Here is a 15768-nt window from a genome sequence, read left to right as displayed (position 1 = left end):
TCCTAGGGAGAAAACTCTAACTTACGAGCTTGTTTGGTTTTAAACGCAGTCGTCATAATGAGCACGCCTTTGATCGGAGGAGACACAATGAAACGAAAACTGGCCATTACGGGGGCCGCAGCGCTCGCATTCACGTTCGCGGGCGGTACGGCACATGCACAATCCGCAGGTGATTTCTACGTCAGCACCGGCTGGCTGCACCTTGCGCCGCAGGACAGCAGCGACCCGCTGTTCGTCTACGGCGTAGGCGGCACGCCCGTCAATCAGTCGATTCCCAACACCGGCGCCGGCATCAGCGATGCCGACACGCTCGCGCTGGCGACCGGTTACTTCGTGACCGACCATATCGCCACCGAGTTCATCGCCGGCATCCCGCCGAAGTTCGACATCACCGGCAAGGGCCAGTTCTCGAAGTTCGGTACGCTTGGCCGCGCGTACCAGTGGAGCCCTGCGCTCCTCCTCAAGTACTACTTCAACGACGCCAACGCGAAGTTCCGTCCGTATGTCGGCGTCGGCGCGACGTATATCTGGTTCACCGGCGCGAAGATCACGAACAGCACGTTCGAGAACGGCGTGCTCGGCGGCCCGACCAGCGCCACGACCAGCAACCAGTGGGCGCCCGTGTTCAACGCCGGCTTCACGTACAACTTCACGAAGCACTGGTTCGCCGGCTTCTCGATGTCGTACATCCCGGTCAGCGTGACCGCGACCTTCACGACGGCGCGCCGGACCCCGGTCGGTACGCTGACGGAAACGTCGAAGGCCCACATCTCGCTGAACCCGATCGTGACGTACCTGAACGTCGGCTACCGCTTCTAAGCGTAGTCGAATATTTGGGGAATGGTTAATCCTGCTGCAATTTGTAGCGGATTTTTCCTGGCGTAACGTCTCCACGATGCAAAACGCCCCGGCGGAAATCCCGTCGGGGCGTCGTTTTTTCGCGTCAGGCACGTTCGGCGCAAGGGTTTTACCGGACGCCGCCGCGGCCGTGGCCGTCAGACGACGTCGATATCGTCCAGCGCGTCGGGCGCAATCAGGTCGATGCGGTCCGTGCAGACCGCGTCGACGCCCCAACGCGCCAGTTCGCGCGCCCGTTCGAGGTCATTCACCGTGTAAACCAGGATGCGCAACCCGGCCGCCTTGATCGCACGCACCAGGGATTCGTCGAGCCGAGTGTGGTCTGCATGCAACGATACGCAGTCGAGCGCATCGATGACCTGCGCATGCCAGTCGTCCGGCACGACTTCGTAGAGCATCCCGCGCGGCAGTGCCGGCGCCGTCGCGCGCGCCTGCCGCAGCGCGTCGAACGAGAACGACGACAGCAGCGGCGCCACGGCGGCATCGCGCCAGTACGCGGCCGCATCGGCCGCCACGCGCTGCCCGGTTTCGCGCTCGCGCCCCGGGCACGGCTTGATCTCGACGTTCGCGGCCAGCCCGTGCGCGATGCAGCGCGCCGCCGCCGCCTCGAGCGTCGGCATCCGTTCGCCCGCGAAACGCGCGTCGCGCCACGCGCCCGCGTCGAGCGCGGCCAGCGCCGCATAACGCATGCCCGCCGCCGCTCCGTGACCGTTCGAGGTCCGGTCGACCGTGTCGTCGTGCAGCAGGAAGGTCACGTCGTCGGCCGACAGCTTCGCGTCGAACTCGACCATCCGGTGACCGCGCCGCGCGCCCTCGTCGAGCGCGGCCAGCGTGTTCTCCGGTGCGAGCGTGCCGCCGCCGCGATGGGCGACGACGCGCGGATAGGGCCAGTCGGTACGGATCGTCATCGTCGGTCTCCCGCAGTCAAACGGTTTCAGCCGGCCCGCTTGCCGGTTTCGGGATCGAAGAAATGCAGCCGGTGCGCTGGCAGCGCCGCCGCCAGCGCCGTGCCGCGCGCCGGGCGGTCCGCGTGCGGCAGGCGCACCGCGACGTCGTGATTGCCCCAGCGGCCGTGCGCGAGATTGTCCGCGCCGAGCAGCTCGCACGAATCGACCGGCAGCGTCGCCTGCGCGACGCCCGGCTGCGGCGTCATGTGTTCGGGACGCACGCCGAGTACCCAGTCGCGCCCGGTAGCGATCTCGCTGCCGATGCCCGGCGCGCCGGCGACCGGCAGCGCGGGGCCGCCGCCCGCGACCGTGAAGGTCGCGCCGTCTTCCGACAGCCGGCCGTGCATCAGGTTCATCGCGGGCGAGCCGATGAAGCCCGCGACGAACACGGTCGCCGGCTTCTCGTACACGTCGACCGGCGCGCCGATCTGCTCCGCGTAGCCGCGGTTCATCACGATCACCCGCTGCGCGAGCGTCATCGCCTCGATCTGGTCGTGCGTCACGTACACGCTCGTCGTCGCGAGCCGCGCGTGCAGCCGCTGGATCTCGAGCCGCATCTGCACGCGCAGCTTCGCGTCGAGGTTCGACAACGGCTCGTCGAACAGGAACACCGACGGTTCGCGCACGATCGCGCGCCCCATCGCGACGCGCTGCCGCTGGCCGCCCGACAGCTCGCGCGGCCGCCGCGCGAGCAGCGGTTCGAGCTCGAGGATCTTCGCGGCCGCCGCCACCCGCGCATCGATCGTCGCGCGCTCGATCCCGCGGATCTTCAGCCCGTAGCCCATGTTCTGCGCGACCGTCATGTGCGGATACAGCGCATAGTTCTGGAACACCATCGCGATGTCGCGGTCCTTCGGCTCCAGCGTGTTGACGACCCGGTCGCCGATCGCGATCTCGCCGTCCGTCACGGTCTCGAGACCCGCGATCATCCGCAGCAACGTCGACTTGCCGCAGCCCGACGGGCCGACCAGCACGATGAATTCGCCGTCGGCGATCTCCACGTCGATGCCATGCAGCACGTGCTGCTTGCCGTCGTAGGATTTCCTGACGCCCTTCAAGCTCAGCGCAGCCATACCTGGTCCTTCTCCCGGTTACGTCGGTCGTTCATTTCTCGGAATCGACGAGGCCGCGCACGAACCAGCGCTGCATCGCCAGCACGACGACGAGCGGCGGAATCATCGCCAGCAGCGTCGCCGCCATCACGTATTGCCATTCGGTCGCGGCGTCGCCGCTCGCGATCATCGTCTTGATGCCCACCACCGCCGTCGACAGCGACGCCTCCGTCGTGATCAGGATCGGCCACAGATACTGGTTCCAGCCGTAGATGAACGTGATCACGAACAGCGCGGCGATGCTCGTCTTCGACAGCGGCAGCACCACATCCCAGAAAAAGCGCAGCGGTCCCGCGCCGTCGATGCGCGCCGCGTCCATCAACTCGTCGGGCAGCGTCATGAAGAACTGGCGGAACAGGAACGTCGCGGTCGCCGATGCGATCAGCGGCATCGTGAGCCCCGCGTAGGTGTTCGTCAGGTGCAGCGTCGACACGACCTGCACGGTCGGGAAGATCCGCACTTCCACCGGCAGCATCAGCGTGACGAAGATCAGCCAGAACGCCGTGTTGCGAAACGGGAAGCGAAAATAGACGATCGCATACGCGGACAGGATCGACACCGCGATCTTGCCGACCGCGATGCCGAGCGCCATCGCGAAGCTGTTCACGAGCAGGCGGCCGAACGGCGCCGTCGTGCCGCCGCTGCCGTGCCCCCAGATGTACGCGATGTTCTCGAACAGGTGCGTGCTCGGCACCAGCGACAGCGGCACCGTGAACACTTCCTGCGCGTTCATCGTCGCCGCGCAGAACGCGACGTAGACGGGGAACACGATCAGCACGACGCCCGCGATCAGCACCGCGTGGCAGAACAGGTCGAAGCCCTTGCGATTCTCGATCATGCGTATTGCACCCTGCGTTCGACGAAGCGGAACTGGATCACCGTAAGCCCCACGACGATGATCATCAGCACGACCGACTGCGCGCCCGAACTGCCGATGTCGAGCCCCTGGAAGCCCTCCGCGAAGATCTTGTAGATCAGCGTCTTGGTGCTCTGCGCCGGGCCGCCGCCGGTGGCCGCGTCGATCACCGGGAACGTGTCGAAGAACGCGTAGACGAGGTTCACGACCAGCAGGAAGAAGCTCGTCGGCGACAGCAGCGGCAGCACGATGTTGAAGAAGCGCCGCACCGGCCCCGCGCCGTCGATCGCCGCCGCCTCGATCAGCGAGCGCGGAATCGCCTGCAGCCCCGCGTAGAAGAACAGGAAGTTGTAGCTCACCTGCTTCCACACCGACGCCAGCACGACGAGGAACATCGCCTGCCCGCCGTTCAGCGCGTGGTTCCACACGATGCCGCCCTTCGCGAGCGCATACGTGATCAGGCCGATGCTCGGGTTGAACAGGAACGCCCACAGCACGGCGGCGATCGTCGGCGCGACCGCGTACGGCCAGATCAGCAGCGTGCGGTACGCGCGCGCGCCGCGGATCACGCGGTCGGCGCACGCGGCGAGCAGCAGCGACACGACGAGCCCGCTCACCGTGACGAGCGAACTGAACACGAGGGTCGTGCGGAACGAATCGAGATACAGCGGATCGGCGAACAGGTGCGTGAAGTTCGCGAAGCCGACGAATTCGCTCGACGTGCCGAACGCGTCCTGCATCTGCGTGGACTGCCACAGCGCGACGCCGGCCGGCCACAGGAAGAACACGGCGGTGATCGCGAGCTGCGGCGCGATCAGCAGGTACGGCACCGGGCTCGTACCGAAACGGGAACGGGATTGCATCGCGGATATCCGGTCAGGCGAAACGGAAAGGAAACCGCACCGCCGGACGGCACGCGCTCACGCGCGGCGCCGTCGGCGGCACGCAGCGATGCGCGCTCAGCCGCCCGACTTCTCGAAGCGGCGCAGCAGTTCGTCGCCGCGCGACGCGGCCGAATCGAGCGCGTCCTTCGGCGCCTTCTTCTGCGCCCAGACCTGTTCGAACTCCTCGTCGACGACCGTGCGGATCTGCGGCATGTTGCCCAGGCGCAGCCCCTTCGTGTACGGCAGCGGCGGCTTGTTCAGCATCTGCTTGATCGCGGTTTCGGCGCTCGGGTTCTTCGCATAGAAGCCCTGCTGGCGCGTCAGGTCGTACGCGGCGGTCGTGACCGGCAGGTAGCCGGTGTCCTGATGCCACTTCGCGGCGACGGCGGGCGAAGCCAGGTACGCGAGGAATTTCGCGACGCCCTTGTAGGTCGCCGGATCCTTGCCGGCCAGCACCCACAGGCTCGCGCCGCCGATGATCGCGTTCTGCGGCGCGCCCTTCACGTTCGCGTCGTACGGCATCATCCCCGTGCCGTAGCTGAACTTCGCGAACTTCTGCACGTTCGCGAGCGCGCCGGACGACGTCGTCAGGATCCCGCAGTCGCCGCTGTAGAACTTCGCCGACGCTTCGTCCTTGCGGCCCGCGTACGTGAACGTGCCGTCCTTCGCCATCTGCTGGAGGAACGAGAGGTGCGCGATCTGCTGCGGCTTGTTGAACTCGAGCACGGCGTCGGTGCCATCGAAGCCGTTGTTGCGGCTCGCGAACGGCAGCCCGTGCCACGCGCTGTAGTTTTCGAGCTGGATCCAGCCCTGCCAGCCGGTCGTGAAGCCGCACGCCATCCCCGCCTTGCGCAGCTTCTCGGCATCGGCCTTCACGTCGGCCCACGTCTTCGGCGGCTGGTTCGGATCGAGGCCCGCCTTCTTGAACGCATCCTTGTTGTAGTACAGCACCGGCGTCGAGCTGTTGAACGGCATCGACACGAGGTGGCCCGTCTTCGCATCGCTGTAGTAGCTCGCGATGGTCGGCACGAACGCCTTCTCGTCGAGCGTCACGCCCGCCTGCTTGAACACGTCGTAGACCGGCACGACCGCCTTCTTCGCCTGCATCATCGTCGCCGTGCCGACTTCGTAGACCTGGAGGATCGCCGGCGCGTTGCCGCTGCGATAGGCCGCGATGCCCGCCGCGAGTGCCTGGTCGTAAGTGCCCTTGAAGACCGGCACGATCTTGTAGTCGCTTTGCGACGCGTTGAACTGGTCGGCGATCGCGTTGACCCGCTCGCCGAGCGCAGCCTCCATCGCATGCCAGAACTGAATTTCCGTCGCGGCGAGCGCGACGTGCTGCGCCCCGAACATCAGCGCGCCGCCGAGCGCGATCGAACGAACCAGTGTCCCCGCAGGCTTCTTCTTCATCGACCTCTCCTATGAAAACGTTACCAACAGCGTGTGCAACATTCCCGTCGCCATTGAACCGGCGAAGTCTAGTGACCGTTTATGACAGTCAGTTGTCGCTGATGACGAACAGGCGCTGATATTCCTTCAGCGCGAAGCGGTCGGTCATGCCGGCGATGTAGTGCGCGACGAGACGCGGCTGCTGCGCCGCGTCGTCGGACTGGTACGGCGGCGGCAGCAGGCGCGGATCGTCGATGAACGCGTCGAACAGCCCCGTGACGACGCGTTGCGCCTTGCTCGCCATGCGCATCACCTTGTAATGGCGATACAGGTTCTTGAAGAGGAAACGCTTGAGCGCGGCGGCCTGCGCGGCGACTGCCGGGCTGTGCGACACGAGCGGCGGCGCGGCGCGCACGTCGTCGAGCGATGCGGGCGCGACGCGGGCAAGATTGCGCGTCGTCTCGTCGATCAGGTCGACGATCAGCGTGTTGATGATGCGGCGCACCGTCTCGTGCACGAGACGGCGGCCTTCGAGGTGCGGGAATTCGGCGAGCGCCGCTTCGTAGTGACGCTGCCACAGCTCGACTTCCGCGAGCTGCTCGATCGTGATCAGGCCGGAGCGCAGGCCGTCGTCGACGTCGTGGTTGTTGTACGCGATTTCATCGGCGATGTTCGCGAGCTGCGCTTCGAGCGACGGCTGGCGGCCCTGCAGGAAGCGCTCGCCGAGCGCGCCGAGCTTGCGCGCATTCTCGCGCGAGCAGTGCTTCAGGATGCCTTCGCGCGTCTCGAAGCACAGGTTCAACCCGTTGAACGCGCCGTAGTGCTCCTCGAGCTCGTCGACCACGGCGAGGCTCTGCAGGTTGTGCTCGAAGCCGCCGTGCTCGCGCATGCACGCATTCAGCGCGTCCTGCCCGGCATGGCCGAACGGCGTATGGCCGAGGTCGTGCGCGAGCGAGATCGCTTCGACGAGATCCTCGTTCAGGCGCAGGTTGCGCGCGACCGAGCGCGCGATCTGCGCGACTTCGAGGCTGTGCGTGAGGCGGGTGCGGAACAGGTCGCCTTCGTGATTGACGAAGACCTGCGTCTTGTATTCGAGCCGGCGAAACGCGGTCGAGTGGACGATCCGATCGCGATCACGCTGGAATTCGGTGCGCGCCGCCGGCGGCGTTTCAGGATGGCGGCGGCCGCGCGACTGCGACGCGTGCGCGGCATACGGAGCAAGATGGGCTTCCAGCGCCGCCAGCGTCGGCGGCTCGGCCACCGGCGCAGCGGATGCGCGGCTGGCTTCGGGCAATGTGCTGCTGGATGTCTCGCTCACGTCTCCTCCATGTCAGGGGCGCCGGCGCATCCGGGCCGCCGTTAGCGGGTCGTCTGCGCCAGTGTAGCGAATACCGCTTCGTCCGGCGCCTGCGTGATCAGCGTATCGCCGAATCGCTTCAGCAGGATGAACTTGATCGCGCCGGCCTCGGCCTTCTTGTCGACGCGCATCAGGTCCATGTAGCGCGCATCGCCGAGCGCGGGCGCGCGGGTCGGCAGATGTGCGGCCGCGATCACCGCATCGAGGCGCTGCCGCGATGCTTCGTCGAGGAGGCCGAGCCGCACCGACAGGTCGCCCGCCATCACCATCCCGCAGCCGACCGCTTCGCCGTGCAGCCATTCGCCGTAGCCGAGCCCGGCCTCGATCGCATGGCCGAACGTGTGGCCGAAGTTCAGGATCGCGCGCAGGCCGCCTTCGCGTTCGTCGGCCGCGACGACGCTCGCCTTGATCTCGCACGAACGCTTCACTGCATGCGCGAGCGCGGCGGGCTCGCGACGGTTCACCGCCTCGACGTTCGCCTCGATCCAGTCGAAGAACTCGGCATCGGCGATCGCGCCCGTCTTGATGACTTCGGCGACGCCGGCCGCCAGCTCGCGATCGGGCAGCGTCGTCAGCGCGCCGATGTCCGCGATCACGGCCTGCGGCTGGTAGAACGCGCCGATCATGTTCTTGCCGAGCGGGTGGTTGATGCCCGTCTTGCCGCCGACGGACGAATCGACCTGCGACAGCAGCGTCGTCGGCACCTGGATGAACGGCACGCCGCGCATGTAGCACGCGGCGGCAAAACCGGTCATGTCGCCGACCACGCCGCCGCCGAGCGCGACGAGCGTCGTCTTGCGATCGGCGTGGTCCGTCAGCAGGCCGTCGAAGATCAGGTTCAGCGTTTCCCAGTTCTTGTACGCCTCGCCGTCCGGCAGCACGACCGTCGACACGCGCTTGCCGAGCGGCGCGAGCGCCGCGCGCAGCGCGTCGCCATAGAGCGGATCGACCGTCGTGTTCGTGACGATCGTGACGGACGAACCCTTGATGTGGGGCGCGAACAGCTCGGTGCGGCCGATCAGGCCGGCGCCAATATGAATCGGATAGGCGCGGTCGCCCAGATCGACGTTGACAGTAATCATGCTTGTAGCGGCTTGGCGATGACGCCGGCCAGTTCGAGTTGCATCAGCACCATGTTGACGAGACCGTTGACCGACGGACGGCCGGTCTCGATGACGAAATCCGCGCATTCGCGGTACAGCGGGTCGCGCACTTCGTACAGCGCTTCGAGACGCCCCTTCGGATCGTCCGTCTGCAACAGCGGGCGATTCTTGTCCTTGCGCGTGCGCAGCCATAGATCGTGCGGATTGGCGCGCAGGTAGACGACGATGCCGTTGGTTTTCAGGCTGTCGCGATTTTCCGGGCGCAGCACCGCGCCGCCGCCCGTCGCGAGCACGATGTTCTCGCGCTGCGTGAGATCGGCGATCACCTGCGTTTCGCGGTCGCGAAACCCGGCCTCGCCCTCCAGTTCGAAGATCACCGGGATGCGCGCGCCCGTACGGGCCTCGATTTCGTGGTCGGAGTCGAAGAACGTCCTGTCGAGACGACGCGCGACCGCACGGCCCACGGTGGTCTTACCCGCTCCCATAAGGCCGACGAAAAATACGTTTGCATGTGGGTCCCGCGCTTGCAACGGCTTCCTCTGCTTCAATCTTGCTGGTGTGTGGCGCAGCTTACTGGCAAAGCGGCTGCCTTGTCGAGCCTGCGTCGGCGGCTTCCGGCCCCGTTTTCTCGGCATCCTCGTCCCCCGCGCCGGGTGCGCCGCACCGCGGATCGACGACGGTCGGCGTGATGAAGACGACCAGTTCGTTGCGCTGGTCGCGCTGCGCGCGGTGCCGGAAAAACGCGCCCAGAATGGGTATTTTGCCCAAGAGCGGCACGCGCGTCACATCGTTCCGGTTCAGTTGTTCATAGATACCGCCGATCGCGACCGTCCCGCCATTCTCGACCTCGACGCGCGTCTGCACATGCTTCGTATGGATGGCGGGGCCGGCCGCGGTCGGCTCGCCGACGCTGTCCTTGGTCACGTCGAGATCGAGCACCACGCGCCCGTCCGGCGTGATCTGCGGCTCGACCTCCAGCTTGAGCGTCGCGCGGCGGAACTGCACGCCGCTCATGCCATTGCCGACCTTCGCCTGGTACGGCAGCTCGGAACCCTGTTCGACGATGGCCTTGACGCGATCGGCCGTGACCACCCGCGGACGCGAAACGATCTGGCCCCGGCCCTGCGCCTCCAGCGCGCTGAGCTCGATGTCGAGTACGCGGCTGAGCGGCGCGGCGAACAGCGTGAAGCCGGCGGTGGCCGCGTCGAAACCGCCGAGCGGCCGCGCGGCAAGGTCGAGCGCGTTGCGCGCGTCCGCCGTGAACGACGTGCCCTCGGCTGACGGCGGCCGCCCCTGCGCACGCAGCGCGACACGTGCGCCGAGGTTGCGCGAGAAACCCTGCTCGCCTTCGACGATGCGGGCCTCGATCCGGACCTGCCGCGACGGCCGGTCGATCGCGTCGATCAGGCCGGCGATCTGCACGATACGCGGTGCGAGATCGGTGACGAACAGCAGGTTGGTACGCGGATCGGCCGCCGCGGCGCCGCGCTTCGACAGCAGGCGCTGGCCGGTCGCGCCGGCCAGCAGCCGTTGTACGTCCTGCGCGCGCGGATAGTGCAGCATGAAGGTACGGCTCGCCAGCGGCTCGAGATCGGCGGCCCGCGCGTGCATGTCGAAGCGCTCGCGTTCGCGCGCAGCCAGCTCGGCTGCCGGCGTGACCCAGATCACGTTGCCGCGCCGGGACATCGCAAGCCCGTGCATGTCGAGCAGCGTGTCGAACGCCTCGCGCCAGCGAACATTGTTCAGACGCAACGTGACCGTGCCGCGCACCTGCTCGCCGACGACGATATTGAGCCCGGTGAACCGCGCGATCGCGTCGAATGCCGCCGCGAGCCCGACGCCCTGCAGATTCAGCGAGATCCGCCGTGCGTCGTCCGCATCGCCCGGTTGGCGGGCCGCGGCGTCGCTCATCCGGACCGGCGGCGCCAGCGGGATCGGCGGTCCCTCCAGCGCGGGGCCCGGTGCGGCGGTTTCCGTCTGCCGTGCCGCGCGCGCCGCCTGATCGAACGGTGGCGGGCCGGCGTCTTCCGTTGCCGCACTATCCACGCCGTCGGCCACACGCAGCGGCAGACCCGGCACCGACACATCCGTCGACCCGGCGGGCCAGACCGCCGGCAGCGGCGGCAACGACGCGCTTGCGCCGGCCGCCGTCACGCCGGCCCAGAGGGCAAGCACCCAACAACGGTGTTTCGTCATGGCCGACCTCCGTCGTCCAGGACGAGCCGCTGCGAGCCGTCCGCCGTCGCAAGCGTCACGGCCGCGCGATCGATGCGCACCACGCGCGCGGCACCCAGTACGTCGCCAGGCGCGACGGCCGTGAACGCGCCGTCGCCGTCGTCGAACAACGCGAGGCCGGCCCGCGCGTCGCGAATCGTGCCGGCGAAGCGGGCTGCGTGCCCCGCCGCTTCGGCCGCGCCGGCGTCGCCGAACGGATCGGTGTCGGGCGCAGCGACGCGAACCGGCGTGTTGCCGTCCGCGGTCGTGGTCGCCGGCAGCGCCGGAAACACGTCGACGGACATGTCGACCCGCGCCGCCGACGTGCCACGCTCGATACGCAGCGCCGACGGTACGGCCAGCACCGGGAACCGCGCCAGGCCGCCAACCATGTGCAGCAGCGCGCGAAAACCACCATCGGCGGCGATGTGCACGGTGCGCCGGCCGTCCGGTGCCGCGCCATCGGCGCGCTGCGGTTCGACGGATACGCCGCTCAGCCCGCTCGACGCGGCGAGATCGGCCAGTTCCAGCATCAGCGCGGCCCATTCCGGCGCATGCGGCAAACGATCGTCGCGCATCAACGCACGATGCCCGTCGCGTCGTTGTCCAGCGGAAGCGAGCACGCGTTGCGCGTCGGCCGCGCGCGCCTGCGCTGCGGCGAGCAACGCGCGACTATGGGCAAGCCCGCTCCAGTCGGCCGCATTCGCCAGATGAATGCCGCCGCCCAGCACTGCCGCGAATGCCAGCACGCAACCCGCGGCATGCGCGGCCGCCGGCGACACGCGCGGCATGCCGCCTGGCCCGACGCCGCCACCCGGCGCCGGCCGATGCACGAGCGCCGTCATGCGCCGCCTCCCGACATCGTCCGCGACGCCATCGGGTCGTGCCAGCGCAACTGCATCGAGAAGCGGAACGGCATCCCGGCCGTGGGAGCCGGCGCATCCGAGGCCGGCTTCAACGTCTCTATATCGATCCGCCAGTCGCGCTGCTCGCGCGCCATCGCGGCGAGCCATCGCGCAGCGGCCCGGTAACTCTCGGCGCGCGCTTCGAGCACCGCGCCGGTCGACGTCATGCGCAGCGCGTCGAGCCGGATACGATCGGCACGCACCTGCTTCAAGGTCGCCAACAGCCCTGCCATGCGCCGGTAAGGCGCGGCCAGCGCAGCCGCCTGTGCGTCGCGTCGCGCGATGGCGGCGGCGGCATCGACCGCACGCGTCGCAGCCGCCAGCTGGGGCTGCAACTGCCGCAGCCGCGTCTCCACGCTGGCGCGCTCGGCATCCACCCGCCACCGCGACAACACGGCGGCGCCCGTCCACAGCCCCGCACCGAGCACGCCGAGCAGCATCGCCACACCGCACTGCGCGACCCGGCGACGCCGCAACGCCTGCGCCAATCGCTCGCGGTACGGCAGCAGGTTGAAGTCGCCGAGTATCGCCTGCTCGGCCGCCGCCGCGCCTTCGCTTGCCGACACGTGAGCGGCCGTCATTCCCACACCCCGCGCAACGCCAGCCCGAATGCGACGGCAAACGCCGGGCCGCCCGGCATGCCGGCGCGCGCGCACGGCTGTCCGTCCCAGCCCGTGCAGTCGAACGGGACCACCGCCGTGCCGAGCACGTCGCCGATCTCGGCGACGGACGTGTCGAAGCGGGCGATACATCGCTCGTCCCCGGCGACGAATACGCAATGGACGGCCCCGAGCGCGCGCCGCCGCAACGCATCGGGCAGTGCTTCCGGCAACGTGCCGGACAGCGTCAGCACCGGGATAGCCGACGAACCCTCGATTCGCCAGCCGCGCACGCCCGCGTCGCAGAACCACAGCGCGGCGTAGGCACCCTGCACGTCGAGTTCGAACTGCGCGGCATAGCGCAGCGCACGCAGCACGGCGGCCGACTCGCCGTCGATCACGGTCAGGTCGATACCGGCCTGCGCGGCCACGTCGATGCGCCGCTCGAGCAACGCCAGCGGCGCCACCGCCACCGCGATCTCGCCGGATCGCACGCCGCCGTAGTGCCGCCAGTCGAACGCGAGACTGTCCGGCGCCAGCCCCGAGATGCGTTCGGCCGCCTGCCGCGCGGCGTCCGGAATGTCGCCGCGCCCGGCCAGATCGAGCGTCGCGGTGCGCATCTCGTCATCGTGCAGCGCCATCACGCCGCACGCGTCGCACCGCACCTCGGCCGCCGACAGCCGCGACACGGCCGCCGCCAGCGATCGCGCGACCGCCGCCCAGCGTGCGTCTTCCGGCCCGCCCGCCAACCCGACCGGCTCCCGCTCGAGCCCCTCGACGCGCACGTCCGCGTCCCTGCCGCGCCGGCTCAGCACGGCCACCCTCACCTCGTGCGCACCGACGTCGATTCCCGTCGACCGGTGCCTGCCCTGTGCAAACCGCGCCACCCATCGTCCTGCCATCCCAGCCTCCCGAGATCGTCGCGGCCCACGCCGCGTTTCCGAGACCTGATTCTGCAAAGCGACGCATGCGGCCGACAGTCGGCCAAACGGCCAGCATCCGCTCGCGGTGGCCATGCGCGGACTATGCTGACGGCACGCCGACCCGCGGTTCTCCGACGGGCGGCCCCCGCGTCAGGACCGGTCTTACCGGGCAGCTATAATCGCGGGACTGTTTTCCGGTATGCCTATGCAATCCACGACTCCTACGTCCCCGCCTCCCGCCCCGGAGCCGAAGAAGCGGCCCTGGTGGCAAAAAGTCCTGCTCGGCTTCGCCGCGATGTGCGTGGCCCTCGTCGTGGCCGGCGGCCTCGTGCTCGGCTATGCGCTCGTCGTGGCCTGGCCGAACATGCCGTCGCTCGACGCGCTGACCGACTATCGGCCGAAGGTACCGCTGCGCATCTATACGTCCGATCACGTGCTGATCGGCGAATTCGGCGAGGAGCGCCGCGACGTCGTTCATTTCAAGGACGTGCCCGACTCGCTGAAGAAGGCGATCCTCGCGATCGAGGACGCGCGCTTCTACGATCACGGCGGCGTCGACCTCACCGGCATCATCCGCGCCGGCTTCGTCGCGCTGACGAACGGCCACGCGTCGCAGGGCGCGAGCACGATCACGATGCAGGTCGCGCGCAACTTCTTCCTGTCGAGCGAGAAGACCTACACGCGCAAGATCTACGAAATGCTGCTCGCGTACCGGATCGAGCGCGCGCTGACGAAGGATCAGATTCTCGAGGTCTACATGAATCAGATCTATCTCGGCCAGCGTGCGTACGGCTTCGCGAGCGCGGCGCGCGTCTATTTCGGCAAGGATCTGAAGGACATCACGCTCGCGGAAGCCGCGATGCTCGCGGGGCTGCCGAAGGCGCCGTCCGCGTATAACCCGGTCGTGAATCCGAAGCGCGCGAAGGTGCGCCAGGAATACATCCTGCAGCGGATGCTCGAGCTGAACTTCATCACGCGCGAACAGTACGACGAAGCCGCCGCGCAGCCGCTCGTCGTCAAGGGTCCGGGCCGCGATTTCAGCGTGCACGCCGAGTACGTCGCGGAAATGGTCAGACAGATGATGTATGCGCAGTATCGCGAGGAAACCTACACGCGCGGCTTCAACGTCGTCACGACGATCGACTCCGCGGACCAGCAGGTCGCGTACACCGCGCTGCGCAAGGGCATCATGGATTACGAGCGCCGCCACGGCTATCGCGGGCCGGAAGGCTTCATCGAACTGCCGGCCGGCGCCGACGATCGCGAACAGGCGATCGACGACGCGCTGCTCGAGCATCCCGACAACGGCGAGCTGATCGCCGCGGTCGTGACGGCCGCGAGCCCGCGCCAGATCACGGTGGCGTTCATCGACGGCAGCACGGCGACGATCGAGGGCGACAACCTGCGCTTCGCGTCGGGCGCGCTGTCGGCCAACGCGCAGCCGAACCGGCGCATCCGCCCCGGCGCGATCGTCCGGGTCGTGAAGAACGACGCCGGCAAATGGTCGATCACGCAGTTGCCGCAGGTCGAAGGCGCGTTCCTGTCGATCGTCCCGCAGGACGGGGCGATCCGCTCGCTCGTCGGCGGCTTCGACTACAACAAGAACAAGTTCAACCACGTCACGCAGGCGTGGCGGCAGCCCGGTTCGTCGTTCAAGCCGTTCATCTACTCGGCGTCGCTCGACAAGGGCCTCGGGCCCGCCACCGTGATCAACGACGGCCCGCTGTATTTCAGCGCCGCGGAAACCGGCGGCCAGCCGTGGGAGCCGAAGAACTACGGCGGCGGCTTCGAAGGCCCGATGTCGATGCGCACCGCGCTGCAGCGCTCGCGCAACCTCGTGTCGATCCGGATCCTGAATCACATCGGCACGAAATACGCGCAGCAATACATCACGCGCTTCGGCTTCGACGCCGAGCGCCATCCGGCCTACCTGCCGATGGCACTCGGCGCCGGCCAGGTCACGCCGCTGCAGATGGCCGGCGCGTATTCGGTCTTCGCGAACGGCGGCTATCGCGTCAATCCGTACCTGATCGCCGAAGTCACCGATCCGAACGGCGCGGTCGTCGCGCGCGCGCAGCCGCTCGTCGCCGAGCAGAACGCGCCGCGCGCGATCGACGCGCGCAACGCCTACGTGATGAACAGCCTGCTGCAGAGCGTCGCGCAGCGCGGCACGGGCGCGCGGACCAACGTGCTGAAGCGCACCGATCTCGCGGGCAAGACCGGCACGACGAACGACTCGCACGACGCGTGGTTCGCCGGCTACCAGCACACGCTCGCCGCGATCGCGTGGATCGGCTATGACAATCCGCGCAGCCTCGGCGATCGCGAAACCGGCGGCGGCCTGTCGCTGCCGGTCTGGATCGACTACATGGGCGCTGCGCTGAAGGGCGTGCCGGAATTCAAGCCGACGGTGCCGGAAGGCGTCGAATCGCTCGGCGGCGAGTTGTACTTCACCGAGTTCACGCCGGGCCACGGCTTCGTGTCGACGGTCGGCGTGCCGCAGGCGCCCGCTGCGCAGAACGTCGACGAGGCCGTGCCGCACGTCGACGAGCAGGAGAAGCAGGACATCATGAACCTGTTCCGCGGCCACTGACACGCGGCCCGGCCATGAAAAAAGCGCC

General features: G+C 68.2%; 14 protein-coding genes. 2 read left to right on the top strand and 12 right to left on the bottom strand.

What is annotated here, in order from left to right; translation table 11 throughout:
- The first annotated feature begins 87 nt into the window (after window positions 1–87).
- The gene (locus H0X95_RS18315; protein WP_006490624.1) at window positions 88–819 is read left to right on the top strand and encodes an OmpW/AlkL family protein; all 732 of its coding nucleotides are present in this window, start codon (window positions 88–90) and stop codon (window positions 817–819) included.
- Between the two features lie 176 nt (window positions 820–995).
- Here the strand turns inward: H0X95_RS18315 and ugpQ are convergent, their stop codons facing one another.
- The 12 genes from ugpQ to H0X95_RS18255 all read right to left on the bottom strand — a co-directional run bounded on the left by ugpQ (window position 996) and on the right by H0X95_RS18255 (window position 13126).
- Window positions 996–1766 carry a glycerophosphodiester phosphodiesterase gene (gene ugpQ / locus H0X95_RS18310; RefSeq protein WP_006491785.1) on the bottom strand — a complete coding sequence of 257 codons (771 nt, stop codon included), beginning with the start codon at window positions 1764–1766 and terminating at the stop codon, window positions 996–998.
- A 26-nt stretch (window positions 1767–1792) separates the two neighbouring features.
- Window positions 1793–2878, bottom strand: coding sequence for a sn-glycerol-3-phosphate import ATP-binding protein UgpC (locus H0X95_RS18305; RefSeq protein WP_006481861.1), 1086 nt, complete (start codon window positions 2876–2878; stop codon window positions 1793–1795).
- A gap of 31 nt (window positions 2879–2909) precedes the next feature.
- The gene (ugpE, locus tag H0X95_RS18300) at window positions 2910–3755 is read right to left on the bottom strand and encodes a sn-glycerol-3-phosphate ABC transporter permease UgpE (RefSeq protein ID WP_006481859.1); all 846 of its coding nucleotides are present in this window, start codon (window positions 3753–3755) and stop codon (window positions 2910–2912) included.
- Complete coding sequence (ugpA, locus tag H0X95_RS18295; protein ID WP_006481867.1) at window positions 3752–4636, bottom strand: sn-glycerol-3-phosphate ABC transporter permease UgpA; 885 nt, start codon at window positions 4634–4636, stop codon at window positions 3752–3754. The genes ugpE and ugpA overlap by 4 nt, the downstream gene beginning before the upstream one ends.
- Before the next feature lie 96 nt (window positions 4637–4732).
- Window positions 4733–6067: a sn-glycerol-3-phosphate ABC transporter substrate-binding protein UgpB gene (gene ugpB, locus H0X95_RS18290; protein WP_006481865.1), complete on the bottom strand. Its 1335-nt coding sequence runs from the start codon at window positions 6065–6067 to the stop codon at window positions 4733–4735.
- Window positions 6068–6155: 88 nt separating this feature from the next.
- On the bottom strand, window positions 6156–7364 hold the full coding sequence (locus H0X95_RS18285) for a deoxyguanosinetriphosphate triphosphohydrolase (RefSeq protein WP_006494444.1): 1209 nt from the start codon (window positions 7362–7364) through the stop codon (window positions 6156–6158).
- Window positions 7365–7405: 41 nt separating this feature from the next.
- On the bottom strand, window positions 7406–8485 hold the full coding sequence (gene aroB / locus H0X95_RS18280; RefSeq protein WP_059723955.1) for a 3-dehydroquinate synthase: 1080 nt from the start codon (window positions 8483–8485) through the stop codon (window positions 7406–7408).
- Window positions 8482–9036: a shikimate kinase AroK gene (gene aroK / locus H0X95_RS18275; RefSeq protein ID WP_034201082.1), complete on the bottom strand. Its 555-nt coding sequence runs from the start codon at window positions 9034–9036 to the stop codon at window positions 8482–8484. The genes aroB and aroK overlap by 4 nt, the downstream gene beginning before the upstream one ends.
- 40 nt (window positions 9037–9076) lie before the next feature.
- On the bottom strand, window positions 9077–10702 hold the full coding sequence (gene pilQ, locus H0X95_RS18270) for a type IV pilus secretin PilQ (protein ID WP_059723956.1): 1626 nt from the start codon (window positions 10700–10702) through the stop codon (window positions 9077–9079).
- Window positions 10699–11565 (bottom strand): hypothetical protein, encoded by an 867-nt coding sequence (locus H0X95_RS18265; RefSeq protein ID WP_059723958.1) that lies wholly within the window; start codon window positions 11563–11565, stop codon window positions 10699–10701. Before H0X95_RS18265 ends, pilQ begins: the two co-directional genes overlap by 4 nt.
- Complete coding sequence (locus H0X95_RS18260; protein ID WP_059723960.1) at window positions 11562–12206, bottom strand: hypothetical protein; 645 nt, start codon at window positions 12204–12206, stop codon at window positions 11562–11564. Before H0X95_RS18260 ends, H0X95_RS18265 begins: the two co-directional genes overlap by 4 nt.
- Entirely contained in the window at window positions 12203–13126 is a 924-nt protein-coding gene (locus H0X95_RS18255) for a hypothetical protein (RefSeq protein ID WP_059723961.1), read from the bottom strand. The genes H0X95_RS18260 and H0X95_RS18255 overlap by 4 nt, the downstream gene beginning before the upstream one ends.
- Window positions 13127–13352: 226 nt before the next feature.
- Here H0X95_RS18255 and H0X95_RS18250 point away from each other — a divergent pair, with 226 nt between their 5' ends.
- Window positions 13353–15740, top strand: coding sequence for a penicillin-binding protein 1A (locus H0X95_RS18250; RefSeq protein WP_102898887.1), 2388 nt, complete (start codon window positions 13353–13355; stop codon window positions 15738–15740).
- The last annotated feature ends 28 nt before the right edge of the window (window positions 15741–15768 follow it).

The organism is Burkholderia sp. 9779_493, assembly GCF_015712215.1.
GTDB lineage: Bacteria > Pseudomonadota > Gammaproteobacteria > Burkholderiales > Burkholderiaceae > Burkholderia > Burkholderia cenocepacia.
The sequence above is the reverse complement of the archived record's forward strand: the minus strand, read 5'-3'. Positions and strand labels throughout refer to the sequence as shown.